The sequence below is a fragment of the Rhizobium sp. IBUN genome (assembly GCF_000510625.1).
Taxonomy (GTDB): domain Bacteria; phylum Pseudomonadota; class Alphaproteobacteria; order Rhizobiales; family Rhizobiaceae; genus Rhizobium; species Rhizobium altiplani.
Window position 1 is genome coordinate 1 of the sequence record NZ_AZNV01000039.1, and the last position, 22,614, is coordinate 22,614.

At 54.7% G+C, this 22,614-nt stretch carries 16 protein-coding genes and 1 pseudogene; 9 read left to right on the forward strand and 8 right to left on the reverse strand.

All coding sequences use genetic code 11. The annotated features are described in order from the left end of the window. Nucleotides 1-177 precede the first annotated feature (177 nt). Genes RHIBUN_RS0126015 through RHIBUN_RS0126025 form a run of 3 tightly spaced genes read left to right on the forward strand, consistent with a single transcriptional unit; the run spans nt 178 to nt 5,640 of the window. Nucleotides 178-948, forward strand: coding sequence for an ImuA family protein (locus RHIBUN_RS0126015; RefSeq protein WP_025661816.1), 771 nt, complete (start codon nt 178-180; stop codon nt 946-948). Then, complete coding sequence (locus RHIBUN_RS0126020) at nt 869-2,380, forward strand: DNA polymerase Y family protein (RefSeq protein ID WP_037217653.1); 1,512 nt, start codon at nt 869-871, stop codon at nt 2,378-2,380. The genes RHIBUN_RS0126015 and RHIBUN_RS0126020 overlap by 80 nt, the downstream gene beginning before the upstream one ends. Further along, the gene (locus RHIBUN_RS0126025) at nt 2,377-5,640 is read left to right on the forward strand and encodes an error-prone DNA polymerase (RefSeq protein WP_025661818.1); all 3,264 of its coding nucleotides are present in this window, start codon (nt 2,377-2,379) and stop codon (nt 5,638-5,640) included. The genes RHIBUN_RS0126020 and RHIBUN_RS0126025 overlap by 4 nt, the downstream gene beginning before the upstream one ends. Before the next feature lie 720 nt (nt 5,641-6,360). On the opposite strand, the gene RHIBUN_RS37535 is transcribed toward RHIBUN_RS0126025, so the two are convergent. Together RHIBUN_RS37535 and RHIBUN_RS0126045 are read right to left on the reverse strand one after the other, a co-directional pair. Then, the gene (locus RHIBUN_RS37535; RefSeq protein ID WP_245271723.1) at nt 6,361-6,501 is read right to left on the reverse strand and encodes a hypothetical protein; all 141 of its coding nucleotides are present in this window, start codon (nt 6,499-6,501) and stop codon (nt 6,361-6,363) included. 427 nt (nt 6,502-6,928) lie between these two features. Next, complete coding sequence (locus RHIBUN_RS0126045; RefSeq protein ID WP_025661820.1) at nt 6,929-7,897, reverse strand: HNH endonuclease domain-containing protein; 969 nt, start codon at nt 7,895-7,897, stop codon at nt 6,929-6,931. A 144-nt stretch (nt 7,898-8,041) separates the two neighbouring features. Between RHIBUN_RS0126045 and RHIBUN_RS0126050 the strand changes: the two genes are divergently transcribed. Then, nucleotides 8,042-9,460 (forward strand): hypothetical protein, encoded by a 1,419-nt coding sequence (locus RHIBUN_RS0126050; RefSeq protein WP_156932756.1) that lies wholly within the window; start codon nt 8,042-8,044, stop codon nt 9,458-9,460. Between the two features lie 35 nt (nt 9,461-9,495). Here the strand turns inward: RHIBUN_RS0126050 and RHIBUN_RS0126055 are convergent, their stop codons facing one another. Beyond that, nucleotides 9,496-10,818, reverse strand: a complete 1,323-nt coding sequence (locus RHIBUN_RS0126055; RefSeq protein WP_025661822.1) for a reverse transcriptase domain-containing protein — start codon at nt 10,816-10,818, stop codon at nt 9,496-9,498. 1 nt (nt 10,819) lies between these two features. Continuing rightward, nucleotides 10,820-11,482, reverse strand: coding sequence for an SLATT domain-containing protein (locus RHIBUN_RS34030; RefSeq protein ID WP_156932757.1), 663 nt, complete (start codon nt 11,480-11,482; stop codon nt 10,820-10,822). 733 nt (nt 11,483-12,215) lie between these two features. Between RHIBUN_RS34030 and RHIBUN_RS0126070 the strand changes: the two genes are divergently transcribed. Together RHIBUN_RS0126070 and RHIBUN_RS37540 are read left to right on the forward strand one after the other, a co-directional pair. Beyond that, nucleotides 12,216-13,433, forward strand: a complete 1,218-nt coding sequence (locus RHIBUN_RS0126070; RefSeq protein WP_198021179.1) for a hypothetical protein — start codon at nt 12,216-12,218, stop codon at nt 13,431-13,433. A gap of 355 nt (nt 13,434-13,788) precedes the next feature. Beyond that, nucleotides 13,789-14,015: pseudogene (locus RHIBUN_RS37540) on the forward strand (glyoxalase); the annotation flags it as partial. 351 nt (nt 14,016-14,366) lie between these two features. Here the strand turns inward: RHIBUN_RS37540 and RHIBUN_RS0126080 are convergent. Continuing rightward, nucleotides 14,367-15,419: a hypothetical protein gene (locus RHIBUN_RS0126080; protein WP_025661827.1), complete on the reverse strand. Its 1,053-nt coding sequence runs from the start codon at nt 15,417-15,419 to the stop codon at nt 14,367-14,369. 526 nt (nt 15,420-15,945) lie between these two features. Here RHIBUN_RS0126080 and RHIBUN_RS0126090 point away from each other — a divergent pair. Then, complete coding sequence (locus RHIBUN_RS0126090; protein ID WP_025661828.1) at nt 15,946-16,434, forward strand: MgtC/SapB family protein; 489 nt, start codon at nt 15,946-15,948, stop codon at nt 16,432-16,434. 381 nt (nt 16,435-16,815) lie between these two features. Here RHIBUN_RS0126090 and RHIBUN_RS0126100 read toward each other — a convergent pair whose 3' ends face one another. The 3 genes from RHIBUN_RS0126100 to RHIBUN_RS0126110 all read right to left on the reverse strand — a co-directional run bounded on the left by RHIBUN_RS0126100 (nt 16,816) and on the right by RHIBUN_RS0126110 (nt 20,188). After that, nucleotides 16,816-17,628, reverse strand: a complete 813-nt coding sequence (locus RHIBUN_RS0126100; protein ID WP_025661829.1) for a metallophosphoesterase — start codon at nt 17,626-17,628, stop codon at nt 16,816-16,818. An 86-nt stretch (nt 17,629-17,714) separates the two neighbouring features. Next, nucleotides 17,715-19,721 (reverse strand): AAA family ATPase, encoded by a 2,007-nt coding sequence (locus tag RHIBUN_RS0126105; RefSeq protein WP_025661830.1) that lies wholly within the window; start codon nt 19,719-19,721, stop codon nt 17,715-17,717. A gap of 23 nt (nt 19,722-19,744) precedes the next feature. Further along, nucleotides 19,745-20,188 carry a hypothetical protein gene (locus RHIBUN_RS0126110; RefSeq protein WP_245271725.1) on the reverse strand — a complete coding sequence of 148 codons (444 nt, stop codon included), beginning with the start codon at nt 20,186-20,188 and terminating at the stop codon, nt 19,745-19,747. A gap of 57 nt (nt 20,189-20,245) precedes the next feature. On the opposite strand from RHIBUN_RS0126110, the gene RHIBUN_RS0126115 reads away from it, so the two are divergent. After that, nucleotides 20,246-20,686, forward strand: a complete 441-nt coding sequence (locus tag RHIBUN_RS0126115) for a hypothetical protein (RefSeq protein ID WP_025661832.1) — start codon at nt 20,246-20,248, stop codon at nt 20,684-20,686. Nucleotides 20,687-21,371: 685 nt separating this feature from the next. Further along, nucleotides 21,372-22,514 carry a tyrosine-type recombinase/integrase gene (locus RHIBUN_RS0126120; RefSeq protein ID WP_025661833.1) on the forward strand — a complete coding sequence of 381 codons (1,143 nt, stop codon included), beginning with the start codon at nt 21,372-21,374 and terminating at the stop codon, nt 22,512-22,514. Nucleotides 22,515-22,614 lie beyond the last annotated feature (100 nt).

The following is a 22,614-nucleotide window of genomic DNA, read 5'->3' on the forward strand; positions in this document are numbered from 1 at the left end:
GTACGCCCTGTGGACCAGCGTTTGCTAGCGCATTGAATTCCCTCATGGATCGTCGCGCCGCGCTGCTGTGGATGGCTTGTTGGTTCAAAATCCACCTGAANCGCGCCCGTTGACTCAAAATCCGGAAAGGAACAAATGTAGAACATACTCGCTTTTGAACGAGATGGAACCCTTGAATTGACGAAGGCTACAGATGGCGCAACTTGGCGCAATCCTGTCATCACCGAACTTCGGGAGCGTATCGCGCACCTCGAAGGTGGCTTAGGGCGTCGCAATCAGGTTCTGCCGTTTGGTGTTCACGAGATCGATGAGCACCTGCCTGCAGGCGGACTGTCTTTCGGTGCCGTGCACGAGTTCGCTGGCGGAGGAGCGGGCACCGTCGACGGCGCGGCAGCCGCTTTGTTTGCCGCCGGGATAGCCGCGCGTACTAAGGGGAAGGTCATCTGGTGCCTGACGAGGCCGGACCTCTTCTTTCCGGCACTGGCTCAGGCTGGCCTTCACCCGGACCGCGTCGTGTTCGTCGAGGCCGACAAGGAAGAAGACGTGCTCGCTTCCATGGAGGAGGCCCTTTCGTTCGGTGGCCTCGGCGCGGTGGTTGCCGAACTTGTCCGATTGCCGATGACAGCCTCCCGCAGGCTGCAGCTAGCAGCCGAAAAAACGGGAACCATGGGTCTGGTCGTTCGACGCTGGCGGCGACAGGTGGAGGCCTCCGACTTCGGCCAACCGTCGGCGTCAACGACTAGGTGGCGTGTGAGCGTCGTGCCGTCGGAGGAGCTTCCGGTTCCGGGTGTGGGAAGGCCGAGATGGTTTCTGGAACTGATGCGGGTGAAACCGGGTGAGTGCGCTGAGTTTTTCGTAGGAGCGTGTGATGTCCAGGGTCGTATCCATCTATCTGCCGGAGTTGGCGACGGATCGAATACGTCGCAACGACCCCTCTATTCCCGTTGAGCAACCCGTTGCCGTAATCGCAAAGAGCGGGCCAAAGCGGTGGGTGTCGGCGGCCGACGCCGCAGCAAAGAAAGCGGGGGTCCGTGTTGGGATGGCGGCGGCGAAAGCCCAGGCCATCTTCAGGGGCTTGATGCTGATCGACGCCGATCCGGCGGCCGACGCAGCAGCTCTCGCAAGGATCACGCTTTGGGCACTCAGCCAGTATTCTCCAATCGTCGCTGTTGATGAGCCCGATGGCATTGTTATGGACACGGAAGGTGCTGAGCATCTTCAGGGTGGGGAGCTGCCGATGTTGACCGGAATAGCCAACCGGTTCCATGGGAAAGGACTGACAGCGCGGGTTGCTGTGGCCGACACTTGGGGAGCGGCACACGCTTGTGCTCGCGCGATCCGAACGGGGACGGTCATAGTTCCGATTGGACAGACGGTCGGGGCCGTCGAACACCTTCCTCTTTCATTGCTCAGGCTTCCGGCCAAGATCGTTAGCGATCTCAATGTTCTCGGTTTCAAGTCGATTGGGGAGTTATCCGCAACGCCGCGCGCACCGCTGGCCCTGCGCTTTGGTCCGGAACTCGGGCGTCGCCTGGACCAGCTTTTCGGTAGGGTTGCCGAACCGATTGATCCGATCCGAGTACCGGAGTTGATAGAGGTCAGGCGGGTCTTTGCCGAACCTATTGGGGCCGCAGAAACCATCAACAAATATGTTGCTCGCCTCGTTGTGCAGCTCGTCGCCGAGTTGGAGCGCAAAGGCCTTGGAGTGCGGCGGACTGACCTTATTGTCGAGAAGGTCGACGGTACACGTCAGGCAATCCGTGCAGGAACCGCCAAACCTGCTCGTGACGTTGCCTGGCTGACGAAGCTCTTTCGAGATCGAACTGAAAAAATCGAACCGGGGTTCGGAATCGAGAAGATGACATTGGCGGCGGTTATGACGCAGCCGCTTGAGCAGGAGCAGCGATCCTCTGACCTGATAGAGGAGCAGGACGATGACATCACGCCGCTGATCGATGTGTTCGGTAATAGAGGGCAACGGGTCTATCGGGTCGCGCCGGTTGCCTCCGACGTTCCCGAGCGCAGCGTGCGACGGATCGCGGCTGCCGCTCCCGATGTAGTTGAAACATGGGCGCACCACTGGCCCCGGCCTGTGCGTTTGCTTGCCCGCCCAGACCAGATCGAAGCTATCGCACTCCTGCCTGATCACCCGCCTGCGAGTATCACTTGGCGTGGAAAACGACGAAAGGTCAAACGTGCTGATGGCCCTGAGCGCGTATTCGGCGAGTGGTGGAAGCGCGACAGCGAACTAGAGGCAGTGCGCGACTACTTTGTTGTCGAGGACGAAGGGGGCGAGCGTTTCTGGATATTCAGGTCGGGCGATGGCGTCGACCCCGACACCGGTTCCCATAAGTGGTTTCTTCATGGGATATTCGCATGAGCTACGCAGAACTTCAGGTCACGACCCATTTCAGTTTCTTGCGCGGAGCAAGCAGTGCAGAGGAACTCTTCGCGACGGCGAAGGCCCTCGGTATCGAGGCCTTGGGTGTGGTTGACCGAAACTCTCTGGCCGGAATCGTTCGAGCACTGGAGGCATCACGCTCAACCGGAGTTCGGCTTGTCGTCGGCTGCCGCTTGGACCTACAGGACGGAACGGCGATCCTGGTTTATCCGACTGACCGCGCTGCATACTCCCGACTGACACGGCTCCTTACGACCGGCAAGGAACGGGGGGGGAAGGCAAAATGCATCCTAACATTGGATGACGTCGCTCTTTACGCCGAGGGTCTTATCGGCGTCCTGGTGCTGGAGCTTCCAGACGAGACTTGCGCGGTCCAACTGCGAAAGATGGCTGAGATTTTTGGCGACCGAGCCTACGTATCGCTCAGCCTGCGCCGTCGGCCCAACGACCAGTTGCGGCTCCATAGGCTTTCGAACATGGCGGTCCGCTTCAAGGTCAAGACAGTTGTAACCAACGACGTTCTGTTTCATGAGCCAGGTCGCCGCCAGCTCCAGGATGTCGTTAGTTGCATCCGCAACAATACGACCATTGATGAGGTGGGCTCTCAACGGGAGCGCCACGCGGACCGGTATTTGAAACCACCGCAGGAAATGCAGCGCCTCTTCCCGCGCTACCCAGAAGCGCTTGCCCGGACGTTGGAGATTGTCAATCGCTGCAAGTTCTCACTCGAAGAACTGACCTACCAGTATCCCGAGGAAGCCATCGTGCCGGGAATGGATGCCCAGCAATCGCTCGAGCACTACGTCCGCGAGTGCATTCCCAACCGCTATCCGGAAGGATTGCCGCAGAAGGTACTGAGGTCCGTCCGCCACGAACTTAATCTGATCAAGGAGATGCAATACGCGCCGTATTTTCTGACAGTCTTTTCCATCGTCCGCTATGCCCGCAGTCAGGGGATCATCTGCCAGGGAAGGGGATCGGCGGCGAACAGCGCCGTATGCTACATCCTTGGCATAACAAGCATCGATCCTGAGACCAGTGACCTGCTGTTTGAACGGTTCGTCTCAAGGGAACGCGACGAGCCTCCGGATATAGACGTCGATTTTGAACATGAGCGTCGGGAAGAGGTTATTCAGTGGATTTACAGGACCTACGGCAAGGACAAGGCGGCGCTTTGCTCGACCGTCATCCGGTACCGAGCGAAAGGAGCAATCCGCGATGTCGGGAAAGCCCTCGGGCTGCCCGAGGACATCATCAAGGCGCTGTCGTCTGGGATGTGGCACTGGTCGCACGAACTCGTCAGCGACAGGAACCTTGTTGAGCAGGGCCTGAATCCTGAGGATCGCCGCTTGGCTCTGACACTAAAGCTCGCACAGCAGCTTATGGGGGCTCCCCGACACCTCGGACAGCATCCAGGGGGCTTTGTCCTGACCCATGACCGTCTTGACGACCTCGTTCCAATCGAACCAGCGACCATGGAAGACCGACAGGTAATTGAGTGGGATAAGGACGATGTCGAAGCTTTGAAGATGATGAAAGTAGACGTGCTCGCCATCGGTATGCTGACCTGTATGGCGAAAGCCTTCGACCTCATCAGGCAGCACAAAGGCGTCGATCTCGATCTCGCAAAAATTCCGCAGGAAGACCCGGCCACCTACGCGATGATCCGAAAAGCCGACACCCTTGGCACTTTCCAAGTTGAAAGCCGGGCTCAGATGGCCATGCTTCCCAGACTAAAGCCGCGAACATTCTACGATTTGGTCATCCAGGTTGCTATCGTGCGGCCGGGACCAATCCAAGGTGACATGGTTCATCCTTATCTGCGCCGACGCGAGGGCAAGGAACCAGTCGAATACCCGACGCCGGAACTGGAAGCGGTTTTAGGAAAGACGTTGGGAGTGCCGCTTTTCCAGGAAAGTGCCATGAAGGTCGCGATGGTCTGCGCCGGGTTCAGCGGCGGCGAGGCCGACCAGCTCCGCAAGTCGATGGCGACGTTTAAATTCACGGGCGGCGTCTCAAAGTTTAAGACCAAGTTAATCGACGGCATGGTCCGCAACGGGTATAGCCCCGAGTTCGCCGAAAAGACCTTTGGTCAGTTAGAAGGCTTTGGCAGCTACGGTTTTCCGGAAAGTCATGCTGCCTCGTTCGCATTGATTGCATACGCGTCGTGTTGGGTAAAACGTCACTATACGGAAGCCTTCTGTGCAGCGCTGATCAATAGCCAGCCGATGGGATTCTATGCGGTCGCGCAAATTGTCGGCGACGCCCGAAAACACGGCGTTGAAGTGCGACCCGTCTGCGTCAATCGCTCGCGCTGGGACTGTACGCTGGAGCCAAGTGAAGGGTCAGAGCGGCTCGCCGTTCGGCTTGGCATGCGCATGGTCCGGGGCCTTGCCCAAGCCGACGCTGGCCGCATCATCGCGGCTCGCGCTGACGAACCGTTCGAAAGTGTCGATGATATGTGGCGGCGGTCTGGCGTTCCTGCGGCGTCGCTCGTCGAACTGGCCGAAGCGGACGCTTTCCTGCCGTCGCTGCGCCTGGAACGACGCGATGCACTCTGGGCGATCAAGGCTTTGCGTGACGAGCCGCTGCCTCTCTTTGCGGCGGCAGCCGAGCGCGAAGTCAAGGCGATCCGCGAGCAGCAGGAGCCTGAGGTGGCGCTTCGGCAGATGACGCGCGGGCATAACGTCGTAGAAGACTACGGCCACACCGGCCTGACACTACGTGAACATCCGGTCGCCTTCCTGCGCCGGGAATTGAGGGAACGGAGCATCATCACCTGTGCCGAAGCGATGGCGGCCCGTGACGGTCGCTGGGTACTGGCCGCTGGGCTTGTGCTCGTTCGCCAGCGACCCGGTTCGGCAAAGGGTGTCATGTTCATTACCTTGGAGGATGAAACAGGAATTGCGAACGCCGTCGTCTGGCCAAAACTGTTCGAGCGCTCACGCCGCGTCGTACTGGGGGCTTCGATGATGGCGATCAATGGCCGGATTCAGCGGGAAGGGGATGTCGTTCATCTGGTTGCCCAGCAACTCTTCGACCTGTCGGCAGATCTTTCAAGTCTCGCCGAGCGCGACGCGGATTTCTGGCCACCGACCGGCAGGGGCGACGAGTTCGGGCATGGATCACCAGGACGTCCAGATTCAAGAGAGTGGGCTCAGGACGTTAAGCCGCGCGATATCTTCATTCCTGACCTTGACATCGACACACTCAAGGTAAAGAGCCGGAATTTTCACTAGGGATGAGCAAGCAATCGATTGCCGCGGAGAGGAGCCAGTCTGATGGTGCGTCGCTGTCGGAAGAGAGGCTCGGGGGCGTTGCCTCTGGAAAGTCCCGAGCCTCCCTTCCTCTGGCGTTCGAGCTTGCCGCAATAGCTGCTCGGTGCCCGCGGTCCGCCATCTCGGGTCAGGTCGCGACGCTAGCCATGAATTACATATTAGGCAAGTTCGAAGTCATGGAAACCTATTCTTAGGCAATGGGTTAACGCCGAGCCTGGATCACCTCATGCGCAGTTCATGTGGATCGACGGCTTCGACGGCGATTGACAGATTCGGACCAAGCCGGGGACCCGCGCGGGTCCGCGGCATGACGGGAAGTTGCGCCATGCGTCCTACAAGAGGTTCGAGAAGTGCAAGACAACGCGGCTATTTTCGAGATTCATCACCCTAGGTGATCGCCGAATTGTCCACGGAATGCGGAATCCAAGAAGAGCCGAAAAAGTGGTTGAAAAAGAACCACGAGAAGGTCGCTCCTACGCTTTAATCGGTGCATGTCATCACACCCTTCTTGACGATTTCCTCCCACTTGGGGCCGAGCATTTCACGCGCGGAAAGCGCTTGCGAACTTCCAGGCCGACCGTCCTTGAACATCTTGATTCCGAAGGACTGGTCATGGGTGCCATGATAGATCGTTGGCCCTGGCGTGTAGGTGGTGGTCGCGTTGACCGTGCCGTAATTCCCTTAGGAATTCACGGTCCCAAAAGTTTGGTAGGTTCCCGGCGACTGGGTGGCATAGACATTGTTGGAACTCGCCGCACTAACAATGACGTAGCGGTCGTAGCCAGCTTTGACGGTTTCGATTGCCGCCTGCTTCTGAGCCACCTTTGCAGCACCTACGCCGCAACAGATCGGAGCCGCGCTTGTCTTGATTATCGCTGTGTCCTGCGAAACACGTATCGCACTCGAATTGGCGCAACCTGCCAGCAAAAGGCAAAGCGCCACGGAAATTCTCGACTTCATTTAGGAAATGTCCCTCAACCCACTCGACGCAAAGTTGCCGAAACGGATTCAAGCCGGGAACGCGGCAAAATACCTGATTACCAAGGAATTCCCCAGCTTGGACGCTGATGTAGAAAGCTGGATTTAGGCGGGCGACGAAGCTCCGGTGATCGCGGGTATCCAAATGTGATTTCTCGCTTAATTTGGGTACTGACTTTCATCGCCGCCAAACCCACTTGGGAACCCCATTCGTCTTGCGATGGCAATCATCGGGTGGAGAATACCCGCGTAGGCCTCGTAGACCACGTCCCTATCCGTCAATTCTGAGGGTACGATCCGCAAGTCCACACAGTACTGCTCCAGGCTCCAGGAACTTCTCCTCCGCTTTAACTGAACGCGTCCTGACGCAACTGATCAAGCCGAAATGGATGTCAACCAGGGGCGCTACGAAATGCGCTGCAGGCACTTGCAGGCCCTTTGCTGAGTTTAGCGCACGACTAACCGGTGCGAGGTTCCAAATTCGGTCATGTCCAACAAAGGCGTGCGGCAAGAAGTGATCCAGGGCAAAATCGGTCTTGTCGACCGGCAACCCGGTGTAAACGCACCTGAAATGGCCCTTTGTGCTCAAGAGGAACAGGCGTCTTTCAGCGGATAGGCTGTTACGCCTAATCGGCGGCTGCAACTTCTCCAAATTGACCGGCACGTTTGGATTTCGCGCCTGAACCCACTGGGTCCATTCATTGTCTGCCCAACCGCAGACGATGGGTAGATTTTCCAAAAGGTATCGGTGCCATTCCTCTTCCAGAACAATACCGCCGAGCTTGATCGTGTACAGCGGAGGGCGTTGTGACCCTGCCCAAGGCGATAGGAGCGCTTCTGGAACGTAGCGGAGACAGCCTCGCGCCCGTTCCGATTTTACATGGTATGCCGCTCTGGTACTGACCGCTTGATAGGACAGCCGCTCATGCATCGCGTCACCAACCGCGTCCAGTAGGCCGGTCAAGCTGTCGTTAACCCCAGAAGGACCTATCACGAGATGGCTAACCTTAACCGGCCACCACGCCGCCACGATCATCTCCGCGAGCAATTCCTGAAAATTGATGGTTCGGCTGTTACTTTTCTTGAGCCGCGTCAAGATTGCCCGGAAAAACAGAAATTTGTATGACTGAGTGGTGTTGAGAAAAAGCCCAGCCAAACGCTCTACTTCCACTTCTCCATCGGGAAGGACTTGGCCGTTCATTTCATTTACCTGTTTCTCTTGGGTGGCGGTATGAACCATGTGGCTCGAAGATGAAAAAGACATCAACGACGAGGCCCTTACATTCCGAGCGACACGTTTTGCCAAACACAGGGAATCATGTTGCTTTTATTTGCTGTTGGGTCTCGGCTACAAGCCAGCCCTGTCTGAGCGGTGAGGCAGTCCTTGAATTCACCATCCACTAAACACAACGCCAGGCGCCACCATCTTAATGAAAGAGTGCGCAAGGCCGCCGCTTTTCGGCGTCTCGACGAATTCATAAAATCTGCAGCAAGTAAGAGCTTGCCGGTGGTGACACTTCGTCCAACCAACCTCCTTGAGTTTGATCTTCAAGGAAGCCGGACTGGGGTCATGAGGAAGGATATCCTCGCTTACGGCAGGTTCCTGGTTGAATTCAAACTGGCGACTCAATTCGAAAGGATTAAACAGGCCTTCGCCTTTCACCTTACGCCGGATGCCGTCACGCTGCTGAAGACGGGCCGTTTTTCGTCAGCCAATATCCGGGTGGGTAAACATCCCGAAGGCACTGCAGCGAGCCCGCGCGTCAGTCGGGGGACAGCAGAGGCCGAATTGGCGAAGGCCGAGTTGATTCAACGACAGCACGGCTTACCGCTCGCTTCGGCGATGTGTATTCCTGTCCTCAAGCAAAGCAGGACCCCGGTTCGCTTCGCCAACCTTATCAAAGCCGTCACAAACGAGATGAGGTTTAACCACCGTCTGGTCGACCTTCCCATCCCGGTCGGCACCAACCAAACCTTCAAACTTCGGATGATGGTCGCAGTCGAGTACCTGATTGCACAGGGACTGTTGTGCCGAGAGGGAGGGCTCTACACATGTACGTCAGCTGGCGAGGCCAAAGCAGCCGTACGGGGGCAAGCCGAACCTTGGCTAGGCTTCAAAGAACAAACGGTCAGGGAGATGGTCAGACCGTCGATAAGTCTTCCCAATGAGGCTCGTGGCCCTTTCCACGTTCTCAAGACTGACGTCAGCAAGATCATCGCAACCTTTGGGGAAGCCGGTCCAACCAAGCTGGTCGCTATCTTTGACAACGCGCACAAGATGCTCGCCGAGGCGGATATCAACGACAACCATTCCAAGGCCCAGGCAATCCTTGGCGCACTCAAAGAGGAATTCGAACTGCGATTAGCTCCTGACCACCCAGACCGGTGGTTCAAGTGGCCCACAACCGAGGCAGGGTCCGGGAGCGGGGTGTCATTGGGCGTACCAATGCAGCCCGACGGCATGTTGGCTCATCTCGGATATCATGTCGGCCGTACGAGAGGCGAGGATATTACTCTCCGCCAATCCACACTGAGGCGCATTTTTGAAAAGCCGCTCCCCACGGCTCTTGGAAAGGCCTACGCCGAGGAATGGGGTCCAGACGGCTCGGCCGGACGCTTGCGCAAGATGGCCGAGAGCATCGCAACGTTCACCAAAAATGCGAAGTACAAGAATGATGAAAGCTACGCCCAGGCAATCTTCCAATGGGAACAGGATTTGGAGTATCTGCATGATCGCTACTATGTTGGCAAATTCCACTTCGATTTCCCTTGGCCCTCGACGTCAACGCCGAAGCGTCAATAACGGATCATCAATCATCTCATAGGGCGGTCTCGCCCTTAACTAATCGGCGTGATGTCCTTTTCGAGTTCCGCAACTTCCTTTCTGATCAGCTGCAGGAATCTGCGATTAATCCGCTCGATGGCCCAATTAGCCACCACCGAACGGTCGGCGTCCAACATTGTAGCGATTAGGTCCACCTTTTGATCGTTGGAATACTCGTCGAAACGCGGAATGTAACGAGACGACGCGAGGTTGAAATTGATCTCGTGATACGCCTTAACAAACCGCTTGGGGGTACCGAACTGTTCCATCCCCAACCGCCGCCATGTCTTGGAGATGAAGCCGTCGAGCCGCTGAAGCTGCTTCAAATCATCCGTCATGGAAAAGAAAAACATCCATCCCATTCTTCGGCCATCAAATATGCATCCGGTGATCTTGAGATTTAGACGAGCTAGGATTCTGGCGTGATTTCCGCTGTATTTCACGCCCGTCATCACCGTCATCACCTTGTCGATGATTCTTCGATAGGAGCTAGTCCGCACCGACGTAACTTCAGGGGCGAGATGGAACCCAAGATAATCGACGCCTTTGGAGAGCGGGACAATTTTGGTTTTTGTATTGTCTTCGAGACGATGACACTCCAGCCCGATCTGTGCCAAGCGGTTTCTAACTAAACGAAAGTTCCGCTTTGCATCTGCCGTTGGGCACACGATCAAAATGTCGTCAACATATCGGAAATATGCAAATCGCGACCGCGCGAATTCATCGAATTTCATCATATAGATTGATGATAGCACGTTGGAGATGCTTAGACCCTGTGGGATACCAATGGTGTTGGGACGAATTTCCTTACCTGCTGAGGTGGGTGTGCCAACGGCTTGCATGATTAGGTTGAGGAGCGGCTTATGGCGGATGCGAGTTCTCAATCGGCGAAGTAACTCGTCGTGACGCACTGACGGGTAAAAGTTCTTGATGTCGATTTGGATGAATGAGAAATCGTCTCCACGGGGCGCGATAAGACCAGCCACCTCTTCTACGATGTAGTGAGCGGGTAAAATCCTGGCGTCGGGAAAAACCGACATCAACACGTTTGTGACCGCGCGTAACGCCACTCTGTCCCTCACTGTGGCGACCGAGATTTGCCTTGGCGGTTTATCGTGACCCTTCAGCACCAATTTCTGTTTGAAAGTAGTAAACCTGTACGATCCGGAATGCGCCTTGTCCGAAATATGCTGCACTCCGGCATTTAAGTTTTCCGCAAATACCAAAGGATGGACGCCATCCTTTCCGACGGTGCTAGAATGTAGGATGCGCTCGTTGAAAATCTCGGCAAGGCGTTGCGGCGTGAACTCAGTATTGAATATATCGAGCGCAGTCACTTTAGCAGCCACGCTCGAATAGGGGCCAAGCTAGGAATATCAATGGAACAGCGAACAAGACTGTGACCGAGGCATAGTAAAAGATGCGACGTGAAATGTAAGACAGCCACATGTATAGTGTTGGATTAAGGGGTTTTTCGCCAATTTTTAATTCTTTTCCCTCCCAATATGTGTGGTTTATTATTAAGTCGTAATAATCCCTATTGGAATGATTTGGATATATATCAAGTATTTCCGTGTATTGTGTCAGTCTCTCGTCAGGGGGTAGGTTCTTACTTTCAAGCTTCTGAAGCTTAAGGTAGCATTCGCGAAATGTATTTGCGCGGCTTTCGAAGCGAAAGCCTCCCGCGACCAGAGATGCAACCAACACGATGACGGACGCTGAGAGGTTTATCTCCTCAAGCAAGGGGTAAGTAAGAACGTAGTACTTGGAGAAGATGGACAAGATGACGGTAAATAAGGAATAAAACGTAACGGAGAGGTAGCTAACATTCTGATTCCGAAGAGCTTTGCGTTCAGCGATCATTCTAACGCGTGATGTAATCCAGATGCGGTCGTCAACGTTATTCAATTTCGTTCCCGTGTTGAATTGTGAGGGGTGTCCGGACGCAAAGATTTCATAAGGATTAAGCACTCCAGGGAGTGCAGCTTTAAGCTCAGGCATGCCAGTCTTGGTAACAGCGACCCACAGTAGTGAATCAGTGGTTCTCACCACTCCGCCCGGACGCAGAATATTTACTTTCTATTTTCAATGATTTCAACCATATCGTGCATGTTTTCGCCAACTTTGTCGGCCACGCAAAGCTCTGGTCGTGACTCGGCACTTACATGAAGTTCCTGAAGTCATAAACGGTGTTCACCTTATTCGGGTTCTGCTGGATGATGTCTGCAAAAGCCTTTGAATACCCCAACGTGACCGGAAGCTTCTTGTAGAGTGTATTGTTGTTCCAATCCATCTTAGTGAGGGCCAGGATGCCTATGCATGTCTCATGCCATCCACCCAATCCACTAAAGCGCCGCACCAGGATCGGGGATGGCACAGGTTTCAAAGCGCCTTCCTTGTAGACCCGTCGATTTTGTCCCTCCATGTGGACGCCGCGCACGCTTCCTTGGGTCCAAAGGAAAGGGTTCGTTGCTCGGCGGTAGAATACGGAGGTCGGTCCACAGGATTCATGCTCGCGGTTATCCTCTGGGGATTGCCGAAACCTCGATTGCAGGACTGAATTGAGCAGATTTACAACCAAGGCACTGTTATTCTGGGGGATGTGATGGGGATTACTGCACTTAGACAGATCATATTCGCGTCTGCGCTACTCGGGTCTGCGCTTGCTGTACTTCCATCGCCGACCCAAGCAGCTGAGGTTACAAAATCGACGGCAGATGCATGTGTCCTTCGATTGGACGGGCAGATCGTCGAAGGCGACCTTCAACGCCTGACGGATATGGCCAAAGGCGCGTTCAAAGGCTTCGATGGGGAGAGTTCGTCTCATGACACGCTCTGCCTGAATAGCCCCGGCGGAAGCGTCACGGAAGGTGTTAAGCTCGCTACGTTCATATACAAGTCCGGTGTCGGAACCGTCATCGACCGTGGAGACGAATGTTACTCCATTTGCGCGATCATGTTCATGATGGGTATCGCGCAAGGCCCCGAGGTCAGCTTCATCAATCGAAAGCTGAACGTAGGCGGGAAGTTGGGCTTCCACCGGCCCTATCTCGCAATCGATTCTGATGAGATGATCAACGTGAAAGCGCTGGCAATAGCCCACGACGCGGCTGTCGAGTCCATCACGGAATTGATGATCCTCGCCAATAATCAGGTTCCGTGGTCGAACTCCACCATGATGAAGCCTGATCTCATCCAGGCAATGCTCAGCCACATCGGGAATGACCTCTACTACATCGATACCGTCGACAAGGCAGGGCGATTTGAAATCGAGGTAGTTGGTGACGGTGAAACGACTGGCCTGAACGCGCCACAGGCCTACTACGCTTGCGAGAACTCATTTCATTGGCAGGTCGGCCTGCAAGGCAAGAACACGGATTACCAGCGCCTCCGGGTTTCATTGGGTAATGAAATCGTCAAGGTGGTTGCTGACGGGCCGGACGGTCGGATCTACGAGGTCACTAGCGAAGATGAGGGCTATGCCGAGGCACGCTGCTTGATCGGGTTCAAAGACGGATACGTTCAAGGATGCGGATACAACGGCTCTTACAACGTCTCGGTGGGCCAAGGGCAGTGCGCGGTTGAGAACTTTAGCGAGCGAGCGTTTTCAATCCCACGCGTCTCTCTGCTCCGACCTGGACTTGCCTTATCGGACCTTGGTGGCGGTCCCGCGACCGATGATTTTGCCAAAGCAACTTGTGTTTTGTTTCCGGCCACTGGAGTCATGGAACAGGAAAGCTGCTCGCTGCGGTTTGACAACGCCGCCACCCCGGATGGTCAGAAGGTTGCAAAATACGAGTTTACGTGGCCGACCGGGAACAAGACAATCCTTCAGCGAACCGGGCAGGAGGCCCGGATAAACGGGAAGGCAGCTAAGATCAGCTACGAAACCGGGTATCAGCTGTGCGCCACGAACACCGAAAGCAACAACCGCTTCTGCTTCAAGCTATGACGTGAGCACGTCGCGTCGGGTCAACCTGTCTTGGTTATGTTGTAAACCTGATTGATGGGCGCCTTAAACTTGTCGATGGAGGGCGGCATGCTTCGACCAGTGCAGTTACCCGGGGATTTGCTGTGACACAGATCGGGTAGACTGATCAGCAAACTAAGGAGCGTATCCATCTCGCGATGAGTGCGAATCACTGCTACAGGGACATCCGGACCATGCTGGTCAATTTGCTCGATAAAAAGAGGCGCGTATCTCTTCTCGAAATTCCAGATGTAAGACAAGAACTTGCGATCAGGCAGGGGCTCAGGGAAACCGTCAGCCATTGCAGGACGCACTGACCCATAATAACGAGAAACAGCGCCGCACCTATAGGACCTAGGCTTCGTTCAATGATCCTGATGGGAACGGCTGGTTGTTGCGGGAGGTCACTAGCCGCTTGCCGGGTCGCATAGACACGTGCGGGGCAGGCGCGCGTCAGAGGCCCATGGCGAGCACGAGAAACTGACCGGGCAACACAATGAAGGTTGGCCAAGCTGGTATGCGGAATACATGGTAAGGGAACAAACGGGAGAGCCGTTGGGGACGAAGGCCACTTACCCCAAAGCCTTGCCGCGAATTGACCTTCGCTCCAAGTTTCGTACGATGCACCTGCCCGATCAGTATATTTCGAAGCTGACGCCTTGCACGTCAGGGTTTTCCAGGCGACTTAACGGCATAGATCGGCGCTTTGCTACCGAAAGTCTCTCCGTGGCATCGAATTTCCTGGACTTGCGCCTCGATCGACGCGGCTAGGACCATGATTCGACGCATGGAGAGGCTCTTGATATGCAAGGAACGCATTCTCGCCGAGCCTGGCGGCCCAGTACGGTGCCAGCATGCAATGGCTGCGCCCTGCCACCGTTTGGTTTGGTGATGGGCCTGAGCCGTAGCTCCGGGTCAACCCAAACGGTCGAAGAGCGACGGCTCTTCCCGACCGCCGGTTGCCGCATTGTGTCTGCCAAGGATGGCGTCAAGCGCGTCGGGAGGGAGTGGTTCTGCAAGGTTGTTGCCATTGTATTCCAGAACCCGGATCACCCGGCGATTTTTAGCCCTTCCGTTGATGATCTGGCACGCCCATTGGACTTTGAGATTATCCAGCACATCGACATGGAGGTTCTTCGTCCTCACTAAGTACCAAAATTGCGCATCGTCGATGACGAAATAGCAATCGCGGTGGGACTGATCCTTCCCTTTCCAATTCCGAACGTGCTGGTCGTCCTTGTCCCAATTTGGGGAGGTGACATAGATGTCTTCAATTGAAACGATCCATTCTGGCGGCTCTTCCTCTGCACCCTTTCGAGGCGGCTTCTGTGCTCGCTCAGCAAATGAACTTCTAGGGATCGGGAAATCGTTATCCGGAAGAAAACCTACCCGATTGACGTCCTTGTCGTTGATGCAGGCAGCGTAGAATTCGGCTCGTGCGTCCATAGCGCCGACCAGTGGACCATTTTCCATTCCCAGTTTTTTCAGTTTTTCACTGTCTGACTCAAGGACGCCTTTGGTCATTGCAACGACGATCTTGGCAGCTGGGTGACAGGAGGGTTCGCCGGGAGGCTTCTCCTTCGAGTTTAGGGTCTCGTAGAAGACCTTGACCGCATCACCGCTCATTTCACCAAATTCTTTTGCCCATTCAATCGGCGGCCTACCTGTCAGTCCCTCGATATAAGCAGCTCCAACGTCGGTATTGGCGAAGGCAAATGCTGCGGCGGGCACAGCGCCGACCCATACCGCAAGTCTTGTCAGAAAGCTTCCTTCTTCCGGCGGAAGCACAACCAGCTCGTACTGCAGAGACTTCTGGAAGAAGGTTTCGTTCAGGGATGTGACAACCTTTCGGGCGCTATCCGCTGTTTGGATGAATGTTTCGAGCTTTAGGAAATGATTTTTAACATCGAAATGGAAATAAAGGATCTCAGAATGATCCTCCAATTCCTTGTAAAGTACTTCGTCCATAACAATCCCCCGTCCGGGGTGAATCTAGTCAGGAGAAGGTTTGGCGGGCAAGACATTACCGCCGGAGCATTCCTTTGCTGCACAACTTTTAGGACGTTCCTCGTTCACAAGTGCGACTGTTGCCGTGCTGAGGTTGCAAGGGAAACACCTACTAGATGTCGCCTCGTCTGCGAGTTTCAGCTTCTCTCTTGTGGCGGCTGGGCCAGCCTTCTCAAACCTCGTTCTTCAAGGCATGCTTCACGCGAAGGATCGACACCGCGACAGCGGCAACAACCAGAGGGATTGAAATAAGCATGACAAGCGGGGCTCATGCAGCTGCGGCGCTAGGAATGCCACTTTGGAAGGAATGCGTACGTTTTCCTATTTCTATAGATTCCCGGATTTCTGGATGGGGTATAACCAATCTGCTCTTGACGCTTTTCTAATTCGGAAACGCCGAATAATCGGGGTTGAATGTAGTCTCCGATATCTTGCCCAGTATCCGCCGCCGCCCATTTTTCACCGATCACAAGTATAGGAGGAAGCGGTGACTGAGTGGCTTGGCAATATTGGCGTACACATCGACCTGTTAAAGAACCTCACCGTATTGGTCGTAGCTTATATCCTTGCGCTTCCTATCGCCTGGGATCGCGAGCGCAACGAACGTAGTGCGGGCCTACGCACCTTTCCGCTAGTTGCCATTGCAGCTTGCGGGTTCATTCAAGCGGCCGAAACCGTGACCAAAGAAAACGCGGAAGCAACGGCACGCATAGTTGAAGGTCTGATAAACGGCGTCGGCTTCATTGGCGGTGGGGCTATCCTTGTCGGCAAGGCAAGTATTCGTGGAACGGCGACCGCAGCAAGTCTCTGGGCGACCGGCGCAATCGGTGCCGCTGTAGGGCTCGGCGCCTACGAGACTGCGGTGGTGCTTTCGATTGCCACTTTCGCAACGCTTCGGATTATGACGAACTTCAAAGTCGAAGAGAAAGCCGACGTCGTCCGTTTAGAGCCAACAAGCACCCCCGAGGAAAGTTGAGGTTGTATGTTGGCCACCCTCGCGGCGTCCAGGCACGGAGAGCGCAATGGCGACCTGGGTGGAAGTTCTGTGTGGGCTATTTGTCGGATCGGCAATAATTGTCCTAATGATGTTTTGGACAATCAGGTCGAGCGTCTCAAAGCGGTCGCTCCTCCCGCCTGCGATTGAAAAGCAAAACGAGCCATACGACAACAACATTGCACCATAAGAAGACGACGGCTGCGCGATCACTCTGTGTCGACCTAAGATGTTGGCCAGTGTTGAAGCTAACTAGCCTGGAAAGGACGGATGGAAGCATCACCGAGGCCAAGGCGAAGGCTTACCCGAACGGTATCGGTGGAAGCCGGAATGAGACCTAGCCTGCAGCCAAGCGCGACAGGCTTACAACTCGATCACGAAGCCGGGACGGAACCCTGAAATGTACTTCTCGCGCTGGTAGCCAACTGGATTGCAGATGATGCGCGTGTCGTCGGCCATGTAATCTCTGAATTTGTGAATGTGCCCATGAATCCAGAGCGATGGTCGTCTCCGACAGATCAGATCGGAAAGGTCGGACGCGAAGGCCGCGTTGGTTACGTTCCCGAAGAAACTTGGGTCAAAGCTCTGCATCAAAGGGGCATGGTGCGTGACAACAATGGTGCGACCGTCGAACGGTTGAGATAGTTCATGATCGATAAAGTCTCGGCTCCTGACGTGTCGTTCAAGAATTTCCTTAACGGTCACCATCCCATTCTCGCCGGGATGTCGTTCGTCGGACCGAAAGATACTGTAGAAATCCATCATACGTGACGGGACAAGGCCGAAAGCCTTCGCTCGCCGTTCGGCAGGGGGAATGTGTTCATCCTCGCCCACTGAAACTGCAAAGTCGGTCCACAGCGTCGCGCCAACGAACCGGTTTTCGCCGACTATCAGACTCTCATTTTCGAGGAGATGAATCTGAGTACTTTTGGTTAGACGACGTGCTCGTTCGATAACAAAATCGATTCCCGAGCCGTAGTAGTCATGGTTTCCAAGGATTAAGATCACCGGCATGCGAGGCTCGACATGTAGCCTTAGGTACGCCACGCTTTCTGCGATTGAATTTGCGATATCACCCGCGGAGATACAGATATCTGCGTCTGGCACGACGAGACCATCGCTCCAAAGAACGTCCATTCTCCTGTGATGAATGTCGCTGATTATCCATGCTCGCATTTCCTAGCGTCTCCATAAGCAAAGTTCGTCGGAGCGCCCGAAGTTTTCCGGACGTTTCCTTTGACCTTTTTTCTTAGGCCGGGTGTTCAGTGCCGCCGACGGCTTTGCACGTTCTGGCTTCTCGGCGTTTTGCTTATTTGAGCCCCCGGCCAGTATGGCTCCAACTGGGCAGCGTCCAGGCGTTTGTGTTCGACAAGCGCATCGGCGAGTTTCAGCAAACGAGGCTTCAATCCAGCGAGCATATCTTTCGCTCGTTGGTACTGCTCTTGAAGGATTTCTGCGACGTCATCCCGTAGCGCCAAGTCCTCCCAAAGCTTGGGAGCAGACGTGATGTCTACAGAACCGGGAAGGAAATAAAGGGAATTTCCGAACCCATATTGGGCCACCATCCTGATTGCCAATGTGGTCGCTTTGGCAAAATCGCTTTCGCGGCTTCCAGTCGACCAGTTTGACCGGTGTCCGAAAATCAGGTCCTCAGCAGCAGCACCGGCAAGATCAGACGTTATGATTTTCATCGCCTCCCAGCGGGTCAAGAATTCCCTCTGTGGCATAGAAGTCAGCGTGGCCCCATTGGAATCTGTGACTGTCGCAAAGCTCTCCACGTTGTCATAGATTTCAACACGTTCGACTTTGCCCAACAGTAGGGCGTGGGTCGCAAGAGCGTGGCCAGCTTCGTGGATCGCTACGCGGTATAAGGTCTTGGCGTCGAGCGGAGGCGGCACTTGCACCTGCGATCTAACGTCGGAAATGTTGACATCCCGAGCCTCTTTTCGCGCGACCCGCCTGGCTTCTCGCGCCAGTCGTTCAAGATCAGCACCGCTTTTGCCGGGCAGACGTGCGCCTATTTCCTTAAGGGCTGTATCGCCAGCTAACGTCGGAAGATGAAACCCAAGGATTTCCCCTCGCGCGGTGGCGTCCGGCAAAGGAAATAATACGTGCCTTTCGAGCCGTCCGCTTCGCAGTAAAGCTGGATCGATCTTCTCCGGGAAATTGCACGCGCCGACGACGATGACACCTTCGCGACCCTCTGTGCCATCGAGGCACTCCAGCATCGCGTTCACAACGGTGGTCGAATAAGTCTCGTGGCGGGATGGGAATTTAGCTCGATCACCAATTGCGTCAAATTCATCCAAAAACAACAGGCACGGTGAGTTTTCCTTGGCGGAGTTGAAGGCCTGGTACATCGCTTTCAACATGTCACCGAGGTCGCCGTCTTTAAATGCCTGCCACTTCGGGATTGACGTCGCCTCCAAGTGCAGCCCGCATTCGGCAGCGAGAGCAGCCGCGAAACGTGTTTTGCCAGTTCCTGCTGGCCCGTAAAACAAGCATCCCTTGTCCACCTCAGCCCATGACAGCTTTCCTTGCCGCCAATCTGCGAGGTCTTTTTTCAATTCTTCAGCCCAAACGCTCGCTTCTCCGAAACCCTTACTAACATCCAGAAGTGCCGGGCCGTCAGAATCTTGGCGTTTGGCCTTCAGCAACTTCATTGCTGCTCGGCTTGCTGGTTGGTCGCGGCGGAAGATTGCTTCCATTCGCTCCGATGGCTGTGCTGCAATCACGACCGCTTGTTCGTCGGTGAGTTTGCCGCATCTTCGAAGTTCACTGAGGGCTCGCAGATGCCGCACATCGCAAAGGACAAGCTTGTCGAAGAGTGTGGCAGCAAGCTCGAAGTCCTCGTGGAGGACGGAGCCCTCCTGAGCGAAGATGATCAACTTTTCACCTGACTCAAGCAATTCTGCCGCGTCGATTTCCCACCCACGCCTGTGCTTGGATGTGGGATGGAGGCAGACTCTAACGCCCTTTTGATCCCTCAGGATGATCTTCGCTGCGTCATGAACGTCGCCAAGCGGCCATTGCGACGGGACCGAGATCACAGCAACACAAGACGGTTCGGATAGGCCGCCAATGTTTCTGCGAAAGAGGGCTACAAGAGCGCAATATGCCAGAAAGTCAGTTGCAGACTTCAGAGCAATGGCCGCGCTATTGCGGTTCGCTTTACGAAACTCGCTGGTTCGTGAGCCTTTCAACTGGTCGGCTACTTCCTGCAGCTTGAAAATGTACCGGTCGAGGCTGTTGGCTAAGGCGGTGTCCATTTGGGGTTCCCTACACAGTGCCATCAAATGAGGCCATCTTCGAACCGGTACCAACGGCTCAGGGTCCGCGCGAACCGCCGCTTTTGATCGAAAAAGAAGAGTTCGCTGGTGGCGGCGGGATCACCTTCCTTGATGTGTGGGTGTCCTGACATCTTCCCGATGAGGCACGGTACTGAACGTTGTGCCAGCATGCAGTTGCGAATGATCACCGCATCGTCGGGGCCAGCGAAGCCGCCGGGAGAGGAGAGGCGCTCTATATCGGAAAGCAGCGCTTGCAGTCGCGGGATGAGTACGCCGGGCGAGGTTCCAAGCCATCTGTCGTGCATCGACTTTCCTTTCGATTCGATTTTTCTGCTGATTTTCTTAACCGTGAAAAATGATTCGCACAATAAAAGGACCAAACCTGCGGTAAAAAAGACCACTGTAGCCATGCAATGGACTAATGTTGACATTTTTGCCTTATCCATTCTTTTCCGGTCATGGTGGACTACCTGACACATGCGCAAATTCGTGCGGCGCGTTCGATGACTGGCGAAACCCGTGAGGTTCTCGCCAAACGTGCAGACGTCACTGTCCCGGTCCTGAAACGGCTTGAAAGCCCTAAGCGCAAACTCCCTGATCCTCTGATGTTGAAGGCTGTGAAGACAGCGTTTGAGGAAAAAGGACTGGAGTTTCTGGCTGCGACCGAGAATGTCGGGGATGGGGTTAAGTACATCGAGGCCGTCGGGAACAAATGGACGGATATGCTCCCTCACGCTCGTGCATTGCTCGGACATTCTGTCCACAGCTTTGCCAAGGAGGCTGGCCTCAGCGCTGACTCAATCAGTCGAGTGGAAAAGGAAGACTTTAAGCGATTTCCTGAGGACTCAGTTCGAAAGATACGCGAAACGCTTTCAACAAAAGGCGTGATCATCATCCTGGAGGATGGGGAATCTGGGGCGGGCGTTCGGTTTCGCCGACCTTAGGGTGGTTCTGTCTCGCGCTAATTTTGGCAGTCGCGATGCGATGACAAAGCGCTGTTGAAAATGGCATGGCGCGCCAGGGGCTGCTTTTCGTGACTGACGGCTTTGCTGGACGTATCCCTTGCAGGAGCAAATAAATTCGTTTGACAAGGGCAATTGGCAGGAAAGTCGAAAAAATCTAACTACGGTAAGAATTTGGTGGCAAACCATATTTTTCAAACAAAACAGCCGCAAAAATCAAATTGCCATAAGGAAATTTTACTAAAACTCGAAAAAGCCTAGAGTAAGGAAATATAGTAGAATATTGCTTCAATAATACTTAAATATGTCCAAATATACAACTGCTTATTGGGTCGCTGATTAACATTTATACTTTACAGATTTAGGTCGTGAGATCAAAATCTCAAAACTGTTGCATTGAAGCGACAGTGTCGGACGACCCGGCCTTTGTGCTGCGGTCCCGGGCGGAGAAGCGACCAATGTGTGACCCTCTAGCAGATGAACGCTTACTTACCGCCGCAGAGGCGGCGGCGCGACTTGCGATTTCGGTCAAAACCCTACGACAGCATGTTCGGGACGGACACGTGCGCTGCGCAAACTTCGGCACCGGAACGCGAAAGCACCTTCGGTTTGCCAGCTCTCAGCTCACCGACTTTATCCGGAACCGTCAACCAGCGGAGGCATCGAGATGTCTGTCTATAAACCCAAAACCAGCCCGTACTACCAGTATGATTTCGAGATATGCGGGACTCGCTTTCACGGAACAACCAAGGCCAGGAATAGGAGAGAAGCGGAAGCAATAGAACGACCGCTGAAGGAAAAGGCAAAGCAGGATATTGATCAAACCCGCAAGGGCGGAAAGCCACCACTCACCATTGATATTGCGGTCGGAAGGTACTGGAAAGAGGTGGCATGCAAACTAGCGAACGAGAAGGCACACTTCGCAGCGCTGGAACGACTGGTTCAGTATTTTGGAAAAGACACGAGATTGGACGACATTGACGACGTTGCGATCATTCGACTCGTCGAGTTCAAGCAGCAGCAGTGGCGCTGGGGGAAATCGGTTCTTAAGAACGGCAACCTCAAGACCGTATCCAACGCGACGATCAATCGCGACACGCTAGTACCTTTGAAATCAATCTTCATCCGGGCCAGGACTATGTGGAAGTATCAAATGCCAAACGAGCCATGCTGGAAGAAGCACATGCTGAAGGAACCTAAAGAGCGCATTCGGGAGCTTCGCTCGTGCGAACAGGAGGCACTGGAAGTGCATACCCGCGCGGACTATCAGCCGTGGTTTAGGTTTCTGCAACTGAGTGGAAGGAGGTTTAGGGAGACATTGCTCAAATGGAGCGACGTAAACTGGGACGCGAAGGAGATAAAGACGGAAGGAAAAGGTGATCGGAACGTCTGGACGCCGATAACCCCCGCTATTCGAGAAATCCTTGAAGGGTGCAGTGGTCACCATCCGGTGTTCGTCTTTACGTTTGTGGCTCAGCGAACTGAAAACGGGAAGATAAGGGGCCAGCGTTACCCGTTGACCTACGGCGGGGCGATGTCTCGCTGGCGTCGCACGGTAAAGGAGGCGGGTGTTGAAGACTTTCGCCTTCATGACAATCGACACGACACAGCGACCAAGGTACTGCGGCAAACGCGTAATCTGAAAATTGTTCAGAGGCTCCTCAATCATTCCAACGTCGCAACCACGTCGCGATATACCCATGTCTTGGACGACGAAATCGCCTCGGCGATGGAAGACTACGCAAAGTCCCGAGAAAAATCCCGAACTCAAACTATTGAAACACGCCTAACTGACGGATTTTCTATGTAATCCCGAGGGCTTGGCCATCTGATTTAGGAACAGCGGTTCCTGACTCTTAATCAGCGGGTCGTAGGTTCGAGCCCTACATCACCCACCAAAAACCTCAAGA